General features: G+C 43.4%; 18 protein-coding genes, 1 tRNA gene and 1 other RNA gene. 18 read left to right on the forward strand and 2 right to left on the reverse strand.

Going from position 1 to position 16104, the window contains the following annotated elements; genetic code table 11:
• Positions 1-64: 64 nt before the first annotated feature.
• From O3644_RS01560 to O3644_RS01620, 13 genes are all read left to right on the forward strand, one after another.
• The gene (locus tag O3644_RS01560; protein ID WP_371594894.1) at positions 65-1228 is read left to right on the forward strand and encodes a class I SAM-dependent methyltransferase; all 1164 of its coding nucleotides are present in this window, start codon (positions 65-67) and stop codon (positions 1226-1228) included.
• Complete coding sequence (aroD, locus tag O3644_RS01565; protein ID WP_005590561.1) at positions 1225-1902, forward strand: type I 3-dehydroquinate dehydratase; 678 nt, start codon at positions 1225-1227, stop codon at positions 1900-1902. The genes O3644_RS01560 and aroD overlap by 4 nt, the downstream gene beginning before the upstream one ends.
• Positions 1892-2746 (forward strand): shikimate dehydrogenase, encoded by an 855-nt coding sequence (locus O3644_RS01570; protein WP_048765138.1) that lies wholly within the window; start codon positions 1892-1894, stop codon positions 2744-2746. The genes aroD and O3644_RS01570 overlap by 11 nt, the downstream gene beginning before the upstream one ends.
• 53 nt (positions 2747-2799) lie before the next feature.
• Entirely contained in the window at positions 2800-3867 is a 1068-nt protein-coding gene (gene aroB, locus O3644_RS01575) for a 3-dehydroquinate synthase (protein ID WP_048765136.1), read from the forward strand.
• Between the two features lie 89 nt (positions 3868-3956).
• A complete protein-coding gene (aroC, locus tag O3644_RS01580) occupies positions 3957-5123 on the forward strand; it encodes a chorismate synthase (protein ID WP_048765134.1) in 1167 nt (388 codons plus the stop codon).
• 16 nt (positions 5124-5139) lie between these two features.
• Positions 5140-6246: a prephenate dehydrogenase gene (locus O3644_RS01585; protein ID WP_048765131.1), complete on the forward strand. Its 1107-nt coding sequence runs from the start codon at positions 5140-5142 to the stop codon at positions 6244-6246.
• Positions 6247-6264: 18 nt separating this feature from the next.
• Complete coding sequence (locus tag O3644_RS01590; RefSeq protein WP_048765128.1) at positions 6265-6600, forward strand: YlbF/YmcA family competence regulator; 336 nt, start codon at positions 6265-6267, stop codon at positions 6598-6600.
• 258 nt (positions 6601-6858) lie between these two features.
• Entirely contained in the window at positions 6859-7344 is a 486-nt protein-coding gene (locus O3644_RS01595) for a thioesterase family protein (RefSeq protein WP_048765127.1), read from the forward strand.
• Positions 7345-7452: 108 nt separating this feature from the next.
• Positions 7453-7801: a transfer-messenger RNA gene (gene ssrA / locus O3644_RS01600) on the forward strand.
• Between the two features lie 27 nt (positions 7802-7828).
• Positions 7829-8653, forward strand: a complete 825-nt coding sequence (locus O3644_RS01605; protein ID WP_371594895.1) for a DUF695 domain-containing protein — start codon at positions 7829-7831, stop codon at positions 8651-8653.
• A 38-nt stretch (positions 8654-8691) separates the two neighbouring features.
• Positions 8692-8779 (forward strand) — tRNA-Ser (locus O3644_RS01610).
• Between the two features lie 210 nt (positions 8780-8989).
• A complete protein-coding gene (locus O3644_RS01615) occupies positions 8990-9370 on the forward strand; it encodes a CidA/LrgA family protein (RefSeq protein WP_045499562.1) in 381 nt (126 codons plus the stop codon).
• On the forward strand, positions 9363-10058 hold the full coding sequence (locus tag O3644_RS01620; RefSeq protein WP_061422692.1) for an LrgB family protein: 696 nt from the start codon (positions 9363-9365) through the stop codon (positions 10056-10058). Before O3644_RS01615 ends, O3644_RS01620 begins: the two co-directional genes overlap by 8 nt.
• 55 nt (positions 10059-10113) lie before the next feature.
• Here the strand turns inward: O3644_RS01620 and O3644_RS01625 are convergent, their stop codons facing one another.
• Positions 10114-10662, reverse strand: a complete 549-nt coding sequence (locus O3644_RS01625) for an NADPH-dependent FMN reductase (protein ID WP_268731042.1) — start codon at positions 10660-10662, stop codon at positions 10114-10116.
• A gap of 87 nt (positions 10663-10749) precedes the next feature.
• Positions 10750-11196, reverse strand: a complete 447-nt coding sequence (locus O3644_RS01630) for a MarR family winged helix-turn-helix transcriptional regulator (RefSeq protein ID WP_268731043.1) — start codon at positions 11194-11196, stop codon at positions 10750-10752.
• An 85-nt stretch (positions 11197-11281) separates the two neighbouring features.
• Between O3644_RS01630 and O3644_RS01635 the strand changes: the two genes are divergently transcribed.
• The 5 genes from O3644_RS01635 to O3644_RS01655 all read left to right on the forward strand — a co-directional run bounded on the left by O3644_RS01635 (position 11282) and on the right by O3644_RS01655 (position 16024).
• Positions 11282-11770 carry a DUF5590 domain-containing protein gene (locus O3644_RS01635; RefSeq protein WP_268731044.1) on the forward strand — a complete coding sequence of 163 codons (489 nt, stop codon included), beginning with the start codon at positions 11282-11284 and terminating at the stop codon, positions 11768-11770.
• Positions 11767-12945 (forward strand): pyridoxal phosphate-dependent aminotransferase, encoded by a 1179-nt coding sequence (locus O3644_RS01640; protein ID WP_268731045.1) that lies wholly within the window; start codon positions 11767-11769, stop codon positions 12943-12945. The genes O3644_RS01635 and O3644_RS01640 overlap by 4 nt, the downstream gene beginning before the upstream one ends.
• Before the next feature lie 2 nt (positions 12946-12947).
• A complete protein-coding gene (locus O3644_RS01645; RefSeq protein ID WP_371594896.1) occupies positions 12948-13313 on the forward strand; it encodes a VOC family protein in 366 nt (121 codons plus the stop codon).
• A gap of 20 nt (positions 13314-13333) precedes the next feature.
• Positions 13334-14680: an asparagine--tRNA ligase gene (asnS, locus tag O3644_RS01650; RefSeq protein ID WP_048765112.1), complete on the forward strand. Its 1347-nt coding sequence runs from the start codon at positions 13334-13336 to the stop codon at positions 14678-14680.
• 156 nt (positions 14681-14836) lie between these two features.
• Positions 14837-16024, forward strand: coding sequence for an MFS transporter (locus O3644_RS01655; RefSeq protein WP_371594897.1), 1188 nt, complete (start codon positions 14837-14839; stop codon positions 16022-16024).
• Positions 16025-16104: the final 80 nt, after the last annotated feature.

The following is a 16104-nucleotide window of genomic DNA, read 5'->3' on the forward strand; positions in this document are numbered from 1 at the left end:
AGTAATATTTGAAAATAATAAATATGCTTTGAGAATTTTCACAATATTTGGTATAATAATGCTTATGAAGAAACTTACTGTTAATAAGCAGACAGAGGAAAAGTTGGGAAAAGGAATTTTAGTTCTAGATAAGAATGATTTTCCAACTCTTTCATTCACCGATCAATGTGTGGAATTGCATAGTCAGCAGGGGAAGTTCTTGGGAACGGCTTATCTCTCCTTACAAAATAAGGGACTTGGCTGGCTGGTTTCCTATGCTAAGGTAGAGCTGAACTCCGCTTTCTTTCAGCATTTGTTTGAAAAAGCTAAAGACAAGCGTTTTTATTACCGTCATGCAGAGGATACGACAGCCTATCGCCTGTTTAACCAAGAAGGTGACGGTTTTGGCGGTTTTACGGTTGATATCTACGAGAAATATGCCGTTTTTTCTTGGTACAATTCCTTTGTTTTTTCAATCAAGGACCAGATAGTGGCTGCTTTCCAGCAGGTCTTTCCTGAGGTCACTGGAGCTTACGAGAAGATTCGCTTCAAGGGCTTGGACTACGAGTCTGCCCATCTCTACGGAGCAGAAGCACCAGCCTATTTTACGGTTTTGGAAAATGGCGTGCGCTATCAAGTCTTCATGAATGATGGCCTGATGACTGGGATTTTTCTGGACCAGCACGAGGTGCGGGGGAGTCTGGTTGACGGCTTAGCTAGCGGAAAAAGTCTGCTCAATATGTTCTCCTACACAGCAGCATTTTCGGTGGCAGCTGCCATGGGCGGTGCCAGTCAAACAACTTCGGTGGATTTGGCCAAACGTAGCCGCGAGCTTTCCCAAGCGCACTTTGAAGCCAATAGTTTGGATTTAGAGCCGCATCGTTTTGTGGTCATGGATGTTTTTGATTATTTCAAATACGCCAAGCGTCATGAACTAAAGTATGATGTGATTGTCCTAGATCCGCCGAGCTTTGCTCGCAATAAGAAACAGACTTTCTCTGTTGCGAAAGATTATCATCGTTTGGTGGCTCAGGCCTTGGAAATCTTGAGTCCGAATGGAATATTGATTCTTTCGACCAACGCAGCTAATGTTTCTAAAAGTAAGTTTAAAAAAGAAATTGAAAAAGGATTTGCAGGAGTTCCTCACCGCTATCTGGCGGAATATGGCCTACCAGCAGACTTTGTATACAATAAGAAAGATGAGAATAGTAACTACCTCAAGGTATTTACAATTAAGGTGGACAAATGAAATTAGTCGTTTCAATCATGCCCAGAAGTTTAGAAGAGGCTAAAGCAATTGATGTGAGTCGTTATGATGATGCTGACATTATCGAATGGCGCGCGGACTTTTTGCCGAAAGAGAGCATTCTCAACGTTGCTCCTGCTATTTTCGAGAAATTTGCTGGTCGTGAATTGCTCTTCACACTGCGAAGTCGCGGAGAAGGTGGCGAAATTGATCTGTCAGATGATGAATATGTTGCTCTTATCAAAGAAGTAGCCAATTTTTATTCGCCAGACTATGTTGATTTTGAATACTATTCGCATAAAGATAAATTCGAAGAAATGCTCGAGTTTCCAAATTTAGTTCTCAGTTATCATAATTTCGAGGAAACGCCTGAAAATATGATGGAAATTTTGTCAGAATTGACAAGTTTGGCACCAAAAGTGGTCAAAGTTTCTGTTATGGCTCACAATGAGCAAGATGTCTTGGATCTGATGAACTACACTCGTGGATTTAAGATTTTGAATCCTGAACAAGAGTATGTAACGATTTCTATGGGGAAAGTCGGAAAGATTTCTCGCTTGGCTGCAGATTTGACAGGTTCGAGTTGGTCTTTTGCCAGCGTTGAACAGCCGAGTGCACCAGGTCAGGTTTCCCTAGCAAACATGAAGGTTGTACGGGAGATTTTAAATGAAAATTGATGGCCATACTCGTCTAGCTGCAGTGGTTGCTAAGCCGATTAAGCATAGCATTTCACCATTTATTCATAATACTGCCTTTGAGAAGACTGCTGTCAATGGTGTCTACCTTGCTTTGGAAATTGAAGCAGAGGATTTAGGAGCGACCGTTGCTAATATCCGAAGGTATAATATGTTTGGGATAAATTTGTCAATGCCCTACAAGCAGGAAGTCATCCAATATCTTGATGAATTGGCTCCCAGTGCCCGTCTTATCGGGGCTGTGAATACAGTGGTGAATAAAAATGGTACATTGATAGGATATAATACGGATGGCAAGGGATTTTTTAAGAGCTTGCCGTCTTTTGCTATTCAGGGCAAAAAAATGACCATTTTGGGTGCTGGAGGAGCCGCGACAGCTATTATCGCTCAAGCTGCTTTGGATCAAGCAGAGGAAATCTTTGCCTTTACACGGCAGTCTTCTTATAATAAGACTGTCAGCAAGATGGCAGTTATCAGCCGCCAGACTGAGAGTAGGATTCATGTATTGAACTTAGAAGACTTGGCTATCTTGCAGGATAAAATCAACCAGTCAGACCTTTTGGTCAATGGAACAAGTGTGGGTATGGATGGAAAAACTTTGCCATTAGCTGAAAGTATTCAGCTGCCGAGCCAGATTTTAGTCGCGGATGTGATTTATAAACCTTTTGAAACACCTTTTTTAAAGTGGGCTCGAAGTCAGAAAGTAGTGGCAGTGAATGGTCTGGGTATGTTGCTTTATCAGGCCGCAGAAGCTTTTGAGCTTTGGACAGGACAACCCATGCCTTGTCAGGAAATTTGGCAGCAGCTGGAAGCTCTGTATAAATAGTTACTCGTACTCAACTGCTCTATGGTTGGATCAGGAAAAACAAGGAGGCGCTTATGAAATTGAATGTAAATCTCCCCCATCATCCCTATGATATTCTCATCGAAAAAGGAGCCTTATCTCAGGCTGGAAACTGGCTGAGTCAGCTTTGGCAGCCTCAGAAAGTCGTCATCATCACGGACAATAGAGTCGCTCGACTCTATGCGGAAAAGGTCAAGCTGAGCTTAGAAGCAGCTGGGTTTGAGACTTTTGTCTTTGACTTTTTGGAGGGCGAAGCCAGCAAGAACTTAAAGACGGTCAACAAAGTCTATGAATTCCTGGTCAAGGTTGGCCTGACCCGCAGTGATGGCATTGTGGCCTTAGGTGGTGGCGTTGTCGGTGATTTGGCGGGCTTTGCTGCTTCGACCTATATGCGGGGCATTCATTTCGTTCAGATTCCGACCAGTCTGACAGCCCAAGTGGACTCTTCTATCGGTGGTAAGACAGGTGTCAATACGCCTTGGGCCAAGAATATGGTCGGGACTTTTACCCAGCCTAACGGAGTTCTGATTGACCCAGAAGTCTTGCATACCTTGGGCCAGCGGGAACTGATCGAAGGCATGGGCGAGGTGGTCAAGTACGGCTTGATTGAGGATAAGGAACTCTGGGATGAGCTGTCAGAAATGGATGGCAGCCCAGAGTCGATTTTGGAGCATGCGGAGAGCATCATCTACCATTCCTGCGATGTCAAGCGTAAGATTGTGGTCGAGGACGAGCTGGATAATGGCGTCCGCCTCTATCTGAATTTTGGTCATACTATTGGGCACGCTATTGAAGCGACAGCGGGCTATGGAAAAGTCATGCACGGTGAAGCTGTGGCGATTGGCATGGTACAGATTTCTCGTGTCGCTGAGAAGAAAGGCCTTATGCCAGCCGGAATCACAGAAGACATCATCCATATGTGTCAGAAGTTTGGCTTGCCGGTGGATTACCAGCCATGGAATGAGGCTGCTCTCTATCAGGCTTTGACCCATGATAAGAAGGCTAGAGGGAATTCTATTAAACTAGTACTGGTTCCTGAGTTGGGTTCGGCTAGTATTCACCAGATTCCGTTGGAAGAGATGAAAGAATTTCTGAAGAAATAAGTGCCAGATGGAGTTTAAGACGATTGGACGGTTTTGATGAAAAAAGACAGGACGTCCAGTTTTTCCATCCCAGAAATAGGAGAAAATGTATGAGATATTTAACAGCAGGAGAATCGCACGGACCTCGTCTGACAGCTATTATTGAGGGAGTGCCGGCTGGTCTTCCTTTGACCGCTGACTATATCAATGCTGAGCTCAAGCGACGCCAGGGTGGGTATGGCCGCGGTGCCCGCATGAAGATTGAAAGCGATCAAGTCGAGATTACGTCTGGGGTTCGTCATGGCTTGACCATGGGCGGTCCGATTACCCTCAATGTTACAAATCTGGATCATCAGAAGTGGCTGGAGATTATGAGCGCGGCAGATGTGGATGAAAAGAAAAAAGGGCTGCGCAAGATTACCAAACCACGCCCTGGCCATGCGGACTTGGTTGGTGGTATGAAATACCGCTTTGACGATTTGCGAAATTCCCTGGAGCGCTCTTCTGCCCGCGAAACGACCATGCGTGTAGCAGTCGGAGCGGTAGCCAAGCGCTTGCTGGAAGAAATCGGTGTAGAGGTAGCCAGCCATATCGTGACCTTTGGTGGCATTGATATTGATGTGCCGGACGATCTGACTGTAGCAGAAATCAAGGAAAGAGCTGCCCAGTCAGAGGTTTCCATTGTCAATCCCGAGCGCGAAGAAGAGATTAAGGCCTATATTGATCAGATTAAGAAAGACGGGGATACCATCGGTGGTGTCATTGAGACTGTCGTTGGCGGTGTGCCAGTCGGTCTGGGCTCCTATGTCCAATGGGACAAGAAGCTGGATGCCAAGATTGCTCAGGGAGTCGTGTCCATCAATGCTTTCAAGGGAGTTGAGTTTGGCGTGGGCTTTGAAGCCGGCCGTCTCAAGGGCAGTCAAGTCATGGATGAAATCCTTTGGTCTGAGGAAGATGGCTTCACTCGCAGGACTAATAATCTAGGCGGCTTTGAGGGCGGTATGACCAATGGTCAGCCAATCGTGGTGCGAGGTGTTATGAAGCCCATTCCAACCCTTTACAAGCCACTGATGAGTGTGGATATTGAGACCCACGAGCCTTACAAGGCGACAGTAGAGCGGAGTGATCCTACGGCTCTACCAGCGGCAGGTGTTGTCATGGAAAGCGTGGTGGCAACAGTTTTAGCCACCGAAGTTCTGGAGAAGTTCTCTTCGGACAATCTGGAAGAACTGAAGGATGCGGTAGCCCGCCATCGGGAATTTGTCAAGAACTTTTAGAAGTAAGGAGAAGGGAATGGAGGGAAAAACGGTCTATATCGTAGGGCTGGGACTGATTGGAGCTTCCTTGGCTCTGGGCATCAGGCGAGATCATCCTGAGATAGAGATTCTTGGTTATAATCGAAGTGAAGAATCGCGTAGAGTTGCATTAGAGCGGGGAATGGTAGACCGGGTAACGGATGATTTTGCGGCCTTTGCTCCACTGGCTGATGTGATTATTCTGGCTGTGCCCATCAAGCAGACCATAGCATTTATCAAGAATCTAGCGGAGCTGGATCTGAAGGAAAATGTTATCATCTCAGATGCTGGCTCGACCAAGGCTGAGATTGTGGCAGCAGCAGAAAAGTATCTGCAGAATAAGCCCATCCGCTTTGTCGGTGCTCATCCTATGGCTGGAAGTCACAAGAGCGGAGCCAAGGCAGCCCATGTCACTCTCTTTGAAAATGCCTATTATATCTTCACGCCCTCTGGCTTGACCAAGTCTGGTACGCTTGAGGAAATGAAAGACTTACTAAGTGGTCTTCATGCCCGTTTTATCCAGGTGGATGCAGCTGAGCACGATCGAGTGACCAGTCAAATCAGTCATTTTCCGCATATACTAGCCTCCAGCCTTATGGAGCAAGCTGCAGCTTATAGCCAGGAGCATGAGCTGACCCAGTCTTTTGCAGCCGGTGGTTTTCGAGATATGACACGGATTGCGGAGAGCGAGCCAGGGATGTGGACCTCTATCCTCTTGACCAATCCCGAAGCCATTTTGGAGCGGCTGGAAGATTTTAAAGACCAGTTAGACAAGGTTGCCGCAGCGATTAAGACCAAGGACGAGACAGCTATCTGGGAATTTTTCGACCGAGGACGGCAGAGCCGCAAGCAAATGGAAATTCATAAGCGAGCGGGTGTGGACAGCTTTTATGACCTCTTTATTGAAGTTCCTGACGAAGAAGATGCGATTTTGGGTATTTTGGAGCTTCTGCGCGGAATTTCAGTCGTCAATATTCGGATCAACGAGGAAAACCGAGAAGATATCAACGGTATTCTGCAAATCACCTTTAAAAATCGCCAAGATTTGGAAAAATCTGCTAAAATAGTAAAAGAAAATACGGATTACCTAGTGTCCGTAGACTAATATAGAATGGAGAACTCTATGTCAAATATTTATGATTTAGCCAATGAACTCAGCCGTGGACTTCGCGAAATGCCAGAGTACAAAGCTGTGGTAGAAAGCAAGCAGGCTATCAATGCGGATAGTGAAGCCAAGGCTATTTTTGATGACTACCTAGCTTTCCAGAAAGAGCTGCAGCAACTGGCTCAAACAGGTCAAATGCCGACTCCAGACATTCAAGAAAAGATGCAGAGTTTTGGAGATAAAATCCAAGGCAATGATTTATTATCAGCTTTCTTTAATAAGCAACAACAACTCTCTATCTACTTGTCTGATATTGAACGGATTATTTTTGAACCGATTCAGGAACTATTCTAATAGAAGAAGTTATAAAATTAGATGAAACCAAGAAGCCAGATCGGGCCTTCTTGGTTTTTCTATGCTTTAGAAAGGCTATTCAGGCTGAAAATAAGTGTCTTTAATTTAAGAAAGAGGTAGAAAACTTAGGTTCTTTTTATAAAATCAGATTATAGCTACAATTAAAATATATTGACTCTGCATTCTATTTACTATTGTCCCAAAGACTGATATACTAATCAAAAAACGCTTACACTCTGATTTTTGAAAGGAACTGGTATGACTTTAGAAACAAGAAAGATTGCGATTCAAGATACATATGGCGACCGATTTCAACATTGCTGGGGCTGCGGCCCTAAGAATGAGCTAGGCCTACATTTAAAGACTTATCCTAGCTTAGATGGGAAGGAATGTATTACTAGAATACGACCAGAATCTCACTACACTGGTGGTGTGCCGGCCAATCTTTTTGGTGGCATGATTGCTATGATTTTTGATTGCCATGGAACGGCTTCAGCAGCTTGGTTTGCCCATCAAGAAAAAGGCTTGGACTTGACCCAAGATACAGTCATTGGACGCTTTATCACAGCCCGCTTAGAAGTTGATTACCAGAGCCCGACGCCTATTGATCAGGAAATCATCGTTACTTCGCGGCTTGAGGAGTTGGGAGCAAGGAAAGCTATTATCGTGATGGAGATGTCAGTAGCAGGACAGCCAAGAGCCAAGTCTAGAATGGTAGCAGTTGCAGTGAAAGATCATATGTAGTCAAATTCCCTTGGTGCCTTATATCAAGGGAATTTTAGCATCTTTGGAGTAATTTTATCTTGATTTTTGCAATTAGGACATTATTTTGGTATAATAGTTACTTGTCTTGGGGTCGTTACGGATTCGACAGGCATTATGCGGCATATTTTGCGACTCATCTAGCGGATGTAAAACGCCAGTTAAATATAACTGCAAAAAATAACAATTCTTACGCTTTAGCTGCTTAAAAACCAGCCAGCGTGACCTGATTCGGATTGCTTGTGTCTGATGACCGGTCTTATTATGAGCAAGCTACGGTAAAATCAAGTCTAGGGATTTTACAAGAGATTGATAGACTCGCTTAGCTTGGACTTGAGCCATGTGTCAAAGCTGAGTTAAATGAAGACATGGCCTATGGTCGTAGACAAATGTGTTGGCAGGTGTTTGGACGTGGGTTCGACTCCCACCGGCTCCATAGGGATATGTAAATGAGGTTTTTGATGATATGAGTTTTTTGGGAAAAATCTTAGGGAAGAGTCAAGATAGTCATCTACCCATTGAGGAAGTTTCTGTTGATTTAGAGAATCTTCCGAATGAATGGGGCTCTTTTTCGACCCTTATTGATGATCGAATGGCTAGTATCCGTCTAAATTTAGCGTTGAATTCTATCGCTCCCTATCCATCCTATACTTATGCCCTACGTTTGAGAATTGCTATTTTGAAGGTTGATCCAGAAACAGGGTTTCCAGATTATGATGAATTTTCTAATTTGAACCTCATCGAAGATCGTCTTTCAGAAGCGATGAAGCGCATTGCAGCTATCTATGTCGGAGTAGTCATCACAGATGGTCATATAGAATTTTATTACTATTTGAAAGATAGAGAGCGGCACATGCCGATTATTGCTCAAGTAATGGAGCAATTTTCGAAATATCAATATAGTTCAGCTACCTTGGTGGATCCTGACTGGAAACAATACTTTGACTTCTTGTATCCAAATGAATATGAGTACCAATCTATCTTAAACCAGCGTATCTGGTATCGCCTAGAAAAAGAAGGGGATGACCACAGTCAACTAAGGGAAATCACTCATAAGTTTAGTTTTGAGACTTACGATGATCGTGTTTCCTTTATGGGGGATGCCTCTGCTCTTGATTATGATATTTCTTCTAGGAAAAAAGAAGAAGGCGATCCTCAACCTTACAAACTAGAAATATCCCGATTTGATACCACAGAGCTCCCTAGCATCAACCAACATGTTTGGGAATTAATAGAAATTTCGAAAAAATATAACGGAAAGTATAGCGGCTGGAGCTGCAATGTGGTATAATGGATAAAGTTTTGAGAAAGCAAGTCTTTCTCTTTTATGGAAGATTACTCAAGAGGCTTAAGAGGCTGTGTTGGAAACGCAGTAGGCGTGTAAAAGCGTGCGTGGGTTCGAATCCCATGTCTTCCGTTGTATTTCAAGAAGCGCCAAAAGGCGTTTTTTTGATAGCAGGACGAAGAACGATAATCACTTTGTTTAATGCTAGACCCGCAGAATATAGAAGTAAGGATAGTATGTAAGAAATCAGATGGATTCGTTTCCATCTTTTTTATTTGAGAAAAACCTTGAAATTTTTCTGAAAAGGAGTAAACTGTACATAGAAAGTTTCGGAGGTTCTGCATGAAGTTATATGTCCAGTTGATGATTATTTTCTCGATTTCCATCATTGGAGAGGGGATATCAAGTGTCTTCCATCTTCCCATTCCAGGTAGTATTATCGGCTTAATCTTGCTATTTCTTGCTTTGCAGTTTAAGTTATTGCGGCTCCGCCACGTCAGTATGGTCGGAAACTTCCTGTTAGCCAATATGACCATTCTTTTTCTGCCGCCGGCGGTTGGTATTATGGATAAATTCCATGTGATTGCTCCTTATCTGCTACCGATTGTTTTGATTATTCTTGGTGCCATTGTTTTAAATGTGATCGTCATTGCCCTTGTCGTACAGTTCATCAAGCAGCATTTTGAAGGCGATTATGAGGAAGGAGGGATGGATCATGTCTAATCTATGGAGTAACCCGCTATTTGGCCTCGCTTTGTCCATTTTGGCCTACCTCATTGGGATGCTGATTTTCCGTAGATTTCCACATCCTTTGACAACGCCTCTCCTTTTAGCAGCAATTTTGGTCATTGCTTTTTTGAAATTAACGGGAATTTCTTATAAGGATTACTATGTCGGTGGGGCTTATTTGAATAATTTAATCGTTCCGTCAACGGTTGCTTTGGGAATTCCGCTTTATAAGACCTTCCACCTGATGAAGCACCACGCTCGCAGTATCCTGTTAGGAACCTTTGTGGCTGTGGTAGTCAATACGACTTTCACGGCTCTACTTGCGAAATTCTTCGGGATGGATTTCTTTTTAGCGATTTCCCTATTCCCAAAATCTGTCACAACAGCGATGGCGGTAGGAATTACTGATAAAATGCAGGGCTTGACAACTGTTACCTTGGTGGTTGTTGTAGCGACAGGTATTTTGACAAGTGTCATGGGACCGACTATTCTTAAACTGCTGAAAATTAAGGATCCAGTAGCAGTGGGCTTGGCCTTAGGTGGCACGGGGCATGCAGTTGGTACCGGAACGGCTTTCAAATATGGACATGTTGCTGGAGCCATGGCAGGTCTTGCAATCGGAGTGACAGGGATCATGTATGTGATTGTCAGTCCAATCGTCGCAGCCATTATCTTAAAATAAAAAAAACATGAAGCAGTATTTCTCGGAAATCTTGCTTCATGTTTTTCATTTTATCTTAGTGGATAGCTGCTAGGAGGGCATCTGCTTGGGCAGAAAGCTCAGCAAGCTTGTCTTCTGAAAGGACTAATTGGCCAGTTCCCCAAGCTTCTGGGTTGATACCGACACCAGTAAATTGATCAACCACATTCATGCGAATAAATGGAAGGAGGCTACGGTAGTGCTTGAAGACCTCATCAGGTGAAGTGCCGTTAGCAACAGATGAAACAGTTACCACTTTGGCATTGAGGGCAGAAGGGCCGCTTGGGTCTGACAAATCAAGTGCGCGTGAAGTCCAGTCGAGCAAGTTTTTCACCACGCCTGGGATGGCCCAGTTGTAGACAGGTGAGAAGATCCAGATAGCATCAGCTGCAAGGATTTCTTCGCGAACTTTGGCAACAGCAGCTGGAGCTGGACTTTCGAGGTCTTGGTTAAAGAATGGAACATCCTGGTAGTCCAGATAGGAAACCTCAGCTTTACCAGCTAGAGCCTTTTCTGCTTGAGTTGCCAACTGATGATTGAATGAACCTTGACGAAGTGAACCAACAATAAATAGTACTTTAGACATAAATATGTCCTCCATTTTATCTTTATTTAAGAGGTGCCCCTCTTGTTACTATCTATGTTACAACAATTATTACTAATTAGCAATAATTTAGCTCAGCTTTTTGAAAGTTTTTAAGAGATGCACTAAATCTTCTTTGTCGTTTTGGGATAGGAGAGCAGTCATATGGCGGATATTGGCGATGTGCTCTGGCAAGACAGCCTCGATCTTTTTCTGGCCTTGGTCGGTTAGTTGGATGAGAAAGGAGCGGCGGTCATTGGGATCGCAACTGCGGCTAATCCAGCCATCTCTTTCCATGTTTTTGATAACGACCGTCATATTTCCCGATGTAGCCAGCATGCTATCAATCAAATCTTGAATCCGCAGTTCTCCTTTACTATATAAGGTTTCCAAAACGGAAAATTGGGTAGGCGTCAAATTATGCTTTTTAAAAATTTGAGCTTCGAGATTACGAATGGTGCGCTCCGCCTTATGGAGAACGATAATTGTCTTGAGGTCAAGTAGAGTCTCGTTATCTAAGTTTTCAGTTATTTTCATAGCAATATTTTATCAATAAGTAGTAATAAATGCAAATGTAATAAAAGTCCTAGAAAAATCAGGCTATTTGTAGTATAATGATTCAGTGAGACATAAAATTAAAGAAAGGGCTAAATTTCCTATAAGGCACTATGCCATTGGGCTTTTCCTAGTCCTCACGGCGCTTGTTTTCTCATTTCTTACGATGTTGCACCTTGCTATCGAGCCTTGGCAGTCAGCTGAGGAGGGCTCTCAAAAAATCGCTAAGGAATATGCAGATTTGGAAAGTCTGACGAGCTTTGCGATTTACAATGGCAAAGAGTCCTATTATAGCTTGATTGGGAAAACTAGTAAAAAAGAGGAAGAAGCTGTTCTGATTTCCAAAAATTCAAACAAGATCCATGTCTATCGCTTGCAAGATGGGATGAGTCAGGCAGAGGCAGAGCGGGTGGCCAAGGAAAATGGAGCGACTTCTATTGATAAGACCACTTTTGGTTACTTAGACGGTCAGCCTGTTTGGGAAATTAAGTCTGGAAGCACTTATTACAATATCGGATTTGAAAGCAAGACATTGCTCAGCAAGGAGGGGCTATGAAATTATCCAATCGTGTTTTAAATATGGAAGAAAGTGTGACTTTGGCGGCGGCAGCTAGAGCCAAAGCTTTAAAGGCTGAAGGCAGGGATATCCTTTCTTTGACCTTGGGAGAGCCAGATTTTCCGACGCCTAAGAATATCCAGCAAGCAGCGATGGCAGCGATTGAAGATGGCAGGGCTAGTTTTTATACGGTAACAAGTGGTCTGCCTGAGCTGAAAGCAGCGGTTGTAGACTATTTTGCCAAGTACTATGGCTATGAGATTCAGCCTAATCAAGTGACAGTGGCAACAGGTGCTAAGTTCTCTCTTTACACCTTCTTTATGAGTGTGATTGATCCAGGAGATGAAGTCATCATTCCAACGCCTTATTGGGTCAGCTATGCCGATCAGATCTTGATGGCCGAAGGAAAGCCTGTTTTTGCTCAAGCGACAGAGGAAAACAACTTTAAGGTGACGGTGGCCCAGTTGGAGGCTGCCCGTACTGAGAAGACCAAGGTCTTGGTTCTAAACTCGCCATCCAATCCGACTGGTATGATTTATACAGCAGAAGAGCTGCTGGCTATCGGGAACTGGGCTGTTGAGCATGATATCCTGATCCTAGCTGACGATATTTATGGTCGTTTGGTTTATAATGGCAATAAATTTACGCCGATTTCCAGTCTATCTGAGGAAATTCGCAAGCAAACAGTCGTCATCAACGGTGTTTCTAAAAGCTACTCTATGACGGGCTGGCGGATTGGCTATGCTGTAGGTGAGCCTGAAATTATCTCAGCGATGAGCAAGGTTGCAGGGCAAACGACTTCTAATCCAACAGCGGTGGCGCAATATGCGGCCATTGAAGCCTTGACGGGCGATCAGGATACAGTCGAAAATATGCGATTGGCCTTTGAAGAGCGCCTAAATACTATTTATCCTTTGCTGGCTCAAGTGCCTGGCTTTGAAGTTGTCAAGCCTCAGGGGGCCTTCTATCTCTTCCCAAATGTTAAAAAAGCGATGGAAATGAAAGGTTATACCGATGTGACTGCCTTTACCACAGCGATTTTAGAAGAAGTAGGAGTTGCTTTGGTGACAGGGGATGGATTTGGTGCGCCAGAAAATGTCCGCCTCAGCTATGCGACTGACATGGATACACTAAAAGAAGCGGTTCAACGCCTCAAGGATTTCATGGAGAAGTAAGAATGATTGATCATTTTGAGATTAAAGTAAAGGATTTACAAATTTCAAAAGACTTTTATACAAGCTTTCTTGCTCCTCTTGGCTACGAATTGGATTTTAGAACTGACTCTCTACTCAGTTTTGTTGCCCCCAATAGTCCTCATCCTGGTGGAGATTTTTGGTTAGGAAAGGGAGAGCAGTCTCCTATTCACTTTGCTTTTTTTGCAGAAAACCATGTGCAGGTTCGAACTTGCTACGAGGCTGGTTTGAAGGCAGGTGGAAAAGATAATGGTGCACCTGATTATCGGAGTGATCATCTACCTTACTATGCAGCTTTTATCCTAGACCCAGATGGAAATAATGTCGAAGTAGTCTGCCACAAAGAATAAAAATAGAAAAGAGAAAAAACGTGTCGAAGAAAAATGTAACAATTATTGATGTAAAAAATCATGTTGGTGAAGAAGTAACGATTGGTGCTTGGGTGGCCAACAAGTCAGGAAAAGGGAAAATCGCTTTCTTGCAGTTGCGTGATGGTTCCGCTTTTTTCCAAGGTGTAGCTTTCAAACCTAACTTCATCGAGAAATTTGGCGAAGAAGTAGGACTTGAGAAGTTTGATACTATCAAACGCTTGAGCCAAGAAACATCTGTCTATGTGACAGGGATCGTCAAAGAAGACGAGCGTTCAAAATTTGGTTACGAGCTGGACATTACAGATATCGAAGTCATCGGCGAGTCTAATGACTATCCAATCACGCCAAAAGAACACGGAACAGACTTCCTCATGGACAACCGTCACTTGTGGCTGCGCTCTCGTAAGCAAGTGGCTATGATGCAGATCCGTAATGCCATCATCTATGCTACCTATGAATTCTTTGATAAGAATGGCTTTATCAAGTTTGACAGCCCAATCTTGTCAGGTAATGCAGCAGAGGATTCGACTGAGCTCTTTGAAACCGACTACTTTGGAACTCCAGCTTACTTGAGCCAATCTGGTCAGCTTTACCTGGAAGCGGGAGCTATGGCTCTGGGTCGTGTTTATGACTTTGGTCCTGTATTCCGTGCTGAAAAATCAAAAACCCGCCGTCACTTGACAGAGTTCTGGATGATGGATGCGGAGTATAATTTTGTTACTCACGATGAATCACTCGACTTGCAGGAAGCTTATGTCAAAGCCTTGATTCAAGGTGTTCTCGACCGTGCTCCTCAAGCTTTGGAAACATTGGACCGTGATGTAGAACTCTTGAAGCGCTACGTTGCGGAGCCTTTCAAGCGCGTTACCTACGATGAAGCGATTGACCTCTTGCAAGCCCATGAAAATGATGAAGATGCAGATTATGAGCATTTGGAACATGGAGATGACTTTGGGTCACCGCATGAAACATGGATTTCAAACCACTTTGGTGTACCAACCTTTGTCGTGAACTATCCAGCAGCTATCAAGGCCTTCTATATGAAACCAGTTCCTGGAAATCCAGATCGCGTTCTCTGTGCAGACTTGCTTGCTCCAGAGGGCTACGGTGAAATCATCGGTGGCTCTATGCGTGAAGAAGATTACGACGCACTGGTCGCTAAAATGGAAGAGCTTGGTATGGATACATCAGAATATGAATTCTACCTGGATCTTCGTAAGTACGGCTCTGTTCCACACGGTGGATTTGGTATCGGTATCGAGCGTATGGTAACCTTTGTAGCAGGTACCAAGCATATCCGTGAAGCCATTCCATTCCCACGTATGTTGCACCGTATTAAACCATAAAATGATTCAAACGCCCATGTGGCGTTTTTTCAACATCGAACTATGAAATAATCCAAATTTAGAAATATAGAGAAAGAAGAGGTAGAGGTCATGTAAACAGCAGATTAACAAGTTACAAAGGATAGAAATTAAAAAACACTTGTTAAAGGAGAAAAAATGTTTAAAAGAAGTTATCGGAAAAATATCGGTCTTATGGCCGGAGTAGAATTTTTTGCCTTTTTAGGCATTACTAGTTTTTGGATTTTATTTCTAAGTCAAAACGGCATGTCCCTTTGGCAGATTGGCCTTTTGGAAAGTATTTTTCATGCGACCAGCGTTATTTGTGAAATTCCTTCTGGGATGTTGGCGGATCGCTTTTCCTACAAGACTAATCTGTATCTGAGCCGGATAGCTGGGATTGTGTCTTCTGTTCTCATGTTAGCTGGGCAGGGGAATTTTTGGGTTTATGCATTGGCTATGGTGATTAGTGCTTGGTCCTATAATTTTGATTCGGGGACAAGTGCGGCCATGGTTTATGATTCATCTGTGGAGGCCGGCCTCAAGGAACATTATTTATCCATCTCCAGTTTTATGTCTGGGGTGGCTGAGGCGACTCGGTCTTTGGGAACGGTCTGGGCTGGATTTTTTGTCCATGGACAATTGCATCTGACCTACTATATCATGATTGGAACCTCTATTATCGTTCTTTTCTTGACCTGGATGCTGAAGGAGCCAAGTGTCAAAGCAGAGAAATCAGAACGTCTGACCATGAAAAAGATTATCTGGGCTGTCAAAGAGGAGTTGCAGAGAAATCCCAGTCTTTTTATCTGGATGATTATGTCCCAAATCATCGGAACGCTGATGTGTATGTTTTATTTTTATTATCAAAATCAATTGCCTGATTTAAAAGATTGGCAGATTTCGGTAGTCATGCTGATTGGCAGTGCTTTGAATATCTTGGCGGTCTATCTGGCGAGTGTGATTGGGAAGAAGTATTCTGCCTTAAAACTTTTTCCTTCAGTGGTTCTTCTAACCGGAGCAAGCTACCTGCTGTCCTATTTTGGAACTCCGATCATTTATATTTTGATTTATCTAATCAGCAACGCCTTGTATGCTCTTTTCCAGCCGATTTTTGACAATGATTTGCAAAAGCAGCTGCCAAGTGAAGTGCGGGCGACCATGCTCAGTGTCTATTCTATGATGTTCAGCCTGAGTATGATTGTCATTTTCCCTGTGACGGGCTGGTTGATTGATTACTTTGGTTTTGACTGGACGTTTATAGTTTTAGGTGGCTTCTTATTTGTTGTAACTCCATTTTTGCATATGGGGCTAAAGAAAATAAGCCAGAGCTTACAAGAAGTCTAATATCAATATTCTCTTTCTGCTGGTCAGAAGGAGAATATTTTTTAGCCTTTGAAAATTATGGTAAAATAAATACAGTTAAA

The organism is Streptococcus sp. 27098_8_113 (assembly GCF_041432545.1).
Taxonomy (GTDB): Bacteria; Bacillota; Bacilli; order Lactobacillales; family Streptococcaceae; genus Streptococcus.

What these genes read in the sequence shown, in the direction of transcription:
- O3644_RS01560 (WP_371594894.1), top strand. Translation starts at nt 65, where the DNA reads ATGAAGAAACTTACTGTTAATAAGCAGACAGAGGAAAAGTTGGGAAAA.
- aroD (WP_005590561.1), top strand. Translation starts at nt 1,225, where the DNA reads ATGAAATTAGTCGTTTCAATCATGCCCAGAAGTTTAGAAGAGGCTAAA.
- O3644_RS01570 (WP_048765138.1), top strand. Translation starts at nt 1,892, where the DNA reads ATGAAAATTGATGGCCATACTCGTCTAGCTGCAGTGGTTGCTAAGCCG.
- aroB (WP_048765136.1), top strand. Translation starts at nt 2,800, where the DNA reads ATGAAATTGAATGTAAATCTCCCCCATCATCCCTATGATATTCTCATC.
- aroC (WP_048765134.1), top strand. Translation starts at nt 3,957, where the DNA reads ATGAGATATTTAACAGCAGGAGAATCGCACGGACCTCGTCTGACAGCT.
- O3644_RS01585 (WP_048765131.1), top strand. Translation starts at nt 5,140, where the DNA reads ATGGAGGGAAAAACGGTCTATATCGTAGGGCTGGGACTGATTGGAGCT.
- O3644_RS01590 (WP_048765128.1), top strand. Translation starts at nt 6,265, where the DNA reads ATGTCAAATATTTATGATTTAGCCAATGAACTCAGCCGTGGACTTCGC.
- O3644_RS01595 (WP_048765127.1), top strand. Translation starts at nt 6,859, where the DNA reads ATGACTTTAGAAACAAGAAAGATTGCGATTCAAGATACATATGGCGAC.
- O3644_RS01605 (WP_371594895.1), top strand. Translation starts at nt 7,829, where the DNA reads ATGAGTTTTTTGGGAAAAATCTTAGGGAAGAGTCAAGATAGTCATCTA.
- O3644_RS01615 (WP_045499562.1), top strand. Translation starts at nt 8,990, where the DNA reads ATGAAGTTATATGTCCAGTTGATGATTATTTTCTCGATTTCCATCATT.
- O3644_RS01620 (WP_061422692.1), top strand. Translation starts at nt 9,363, where the DNA reads ATGTCTAATCTATGGAGTAACCCGCTATTTGGCCTCGCTTTGTCCATT.
- O3644_RS01625 (WP_268731042.1), bottom strand. Translation starts at nt 10,662, where the DNA reads ATGTCTAAAGTACTATTTATTGTTGGTTCACTTCGTCAAGGTTCATTC.
- O3644_RS01630 (WP_268731043.1), bottom strand. Translation starts at nt 11,196, where the DNA reads ATGAAAATAACTGAAAACTTAGATAACGAGACTCTACTTGACCTCAAG.
- O3644_RS01640 (WP_268731045.1), top strand. Translation starts at nt 11,767, where the DNA reads ATGAAATTATCCAATCGTGTTTTAAATATGGAAGAAAGTGTGACTTTG.
- O3644_RS01645 (WP_371594896.1), top strand. Translation starts at nt 12,948, where the DNA reads ATGATTGATCATTTTGAGATTAAAGTAAAGGATTTACAAATTTCAAAA.
- O3644_RS01655 (WP_371594897.1), top strand. Translation starts at nt 14,837, where the DNA reads ATGTTTAAAAGAAGTTATCGGAAAAATATCGGTCTTATGGCCGGAGTA.